Here is a 2174-nt window from a genome sequence, read left to right as displayed (position 1 = left end):
AAATACAAGAATGCGTTGATTATTCCTCAAAAAGCTACTTTCGAGGTTCAAGACCGAATGTACGTTTATGTCATTGATAATAATAATCGGGTAAAGACCAAAGCGATTACTTCAAATCACCGTATGCAACATTTTTATATTGTTGATACAGGTTTGAATGAAGACGATAAAATTATTTACGAGGGTATTCAAAACGTGAAAGACGGCATGACTGTGAAGCCATTATTTATGGAAATGAATAGTATTTCAAAAGATTTAACTTACGTAAACACACCCGAATAACCCTCAAAAAATATGTTTACAAATTTCATTAATCGACCCGTTTTATCACTGGTCATATCCATTTTTATTGTGCTTTTGGGGGTGTTAGCGATGGTTGGACTACCCATTACCCAATATCCAGATATTGCTCCGCCAGCGGTTTCGGTTACCACCAAATATACAGGAGCAAACGCCGAAGTTTGTGCCAAAGCCGTAGTGACTCCGCTTGAAAGAGCCATTAATGGTGTGCCTGGAATGTCGTATATGACCTCTGTTTCTGGAAATGACGGAACCTCTATCATCCAAGTTTATTTTGAAGTAGGAACCGACCCCGACGTAGCAGCCGTAAACGTCCAAAACCGAGTAACTACGGTTTTAGATGAATTACCCGAAGAAGTAATCAAAGCGGGAGTTTCTACCGAAAAAGAAGTGAACTCCATGTTGATGTACATCAACTTGATTAGTGAAGACCCAAGCGTTGACGAAAAATTCATCTATAACTTCGCAGATATTAACGTATTAGCAGAACTCAAGCGGATTGATGGCGTTGGTTTTGTGGACATTATGGGTTCAAGAGAATATGCCATGCGTGTATGGTTGAAACCCGCTCGAATGGATGCTTACGAGATTTCAGCGGAAGATATTATCAAAGCTTTGAAGGAACAAAACGTAGAAGCAGCTCCCGGAAAAGTAGGAGAAAGTTCTGGTCGTCAGGCTCAATCTTTACAATATGTTTTGCGATATACAGGCAAAATGACCCGCAAAGACCAATACGAAAATGTAGTCATCAAAACGACTGAAAGCGGTGAAATGTTACGCTTGAAAGACGTAGCCGATTTAGAATTTGGTTCCTTAGATTATGATGTACTTTCCAAAGAAAACGGAAAACCATCGGCTGCCATCGTACTAAAACAACGCCCAGGCTCAAACGCCAGCGAAGTAATTGCCAACATAAAATCACGTTTGGGCTTTCTGAAATCGACCACTTTTCCCCCAGGAATGACCTATACCGTGAGTTATGACGTATCGAGATTCTTGGATGCCTCTATTCACGAAGTCATCAAAACCCTCATTGAAGCCTTTATTTTAGTGGCTTTGGTGGTATTCTTATTCCTACAAGATTTCCGTTCAACGCTCATTCCTGTATTAGCCGTTCCCGTAGCTTTGGTCGGTACGTTTGCTTTCATGCAATTATTTGGTTTCTCCATCAACTTATTGACACTTTTCGCCTTGGTTTTGGCCATCGGTATTGTGGTTGATAACGCCATTGTCGTCGTCGAGGCGGTTCATGCCAAAATGGAAGAAAAGCACCTTAACGCCCGAGAAGCCACGATTGAATCCATGGAAGAAATCAGTGGGGCAATCGTTGCCATTACCCTTGTGATGTCAGCAGTATTTATTCCCGTGGCATTTCTATCAGGTCCAGTTGGGGTTTTCTACCGACAATTCTCCGTGACAATGGCAATTTCAATCGTTATCTCAGGGGTCAATGCCCTTACTTTAACGCCCGCTTTATGTGCCATCATGCTCAAAAATCCACATTTAGAAGGGAAAAAAGAGAATTTCTTAACTCGTTTCTTCGATAAATTTAACCGTGCTTACGACCGACTTTCAGCACGTTATGGTAGTTTACTCAGAATTATTGCCAATCGTAGATTAATCACCTTCGGTATTTTAGTAGTGTTTTGTGTGGCAACTTGGGGCGTTGGAAGTGTTTTACCCACCAGTTTTATCCCAACGGAAGACCAAGGGACAGTTTATGCCAACGTGACTACGCCCGTAGGAGCAACGCTCGAACGTACCGAAGAAGTGATGAATGAGATTGATAAAATTGCTCAGAAAATCACGGAAGTAGAATCCATTTCAAGTTTATCAGGTTTTAGTATGATGACCGACGGTGTGGGTGCTTCCTT

At 41.5% G+C, this 2174-nt stretch carries 1 protein-coding gene and 1 pseudogene; both read left to right on the top strand.

The window, feature by feature from the left end:
* Positions 1–282 (top strand): annotated as a pseudogene (locus tag VB796_RS23660) (efflux transporter periplasmic adaptor subunit); the annotation flags it as partial.
* 12 nt (positions 283–294) lie between these two features.
* Positions 295–2174, top strand: a 1880-nt coding sequence (locus VB796_RS23655) for an efflux RND transporter permease subunit (protein ID WP_323349066.1), incomplete at its 3' end; no start/stop codon positions are given.

It is taken from the genome of Arcicella sp. LKC2W (genome assembly GCF_034931005.1).
In the GTDB taxonomy this organism is placed as follows: Bacteria; Bacteroidota; Bacteroidia; order Cytophagales; family Spirosomataceae; genus Arcicella.
This window is presented reverse-complemented; position numbering and strand designations above follow the sequence as displayed.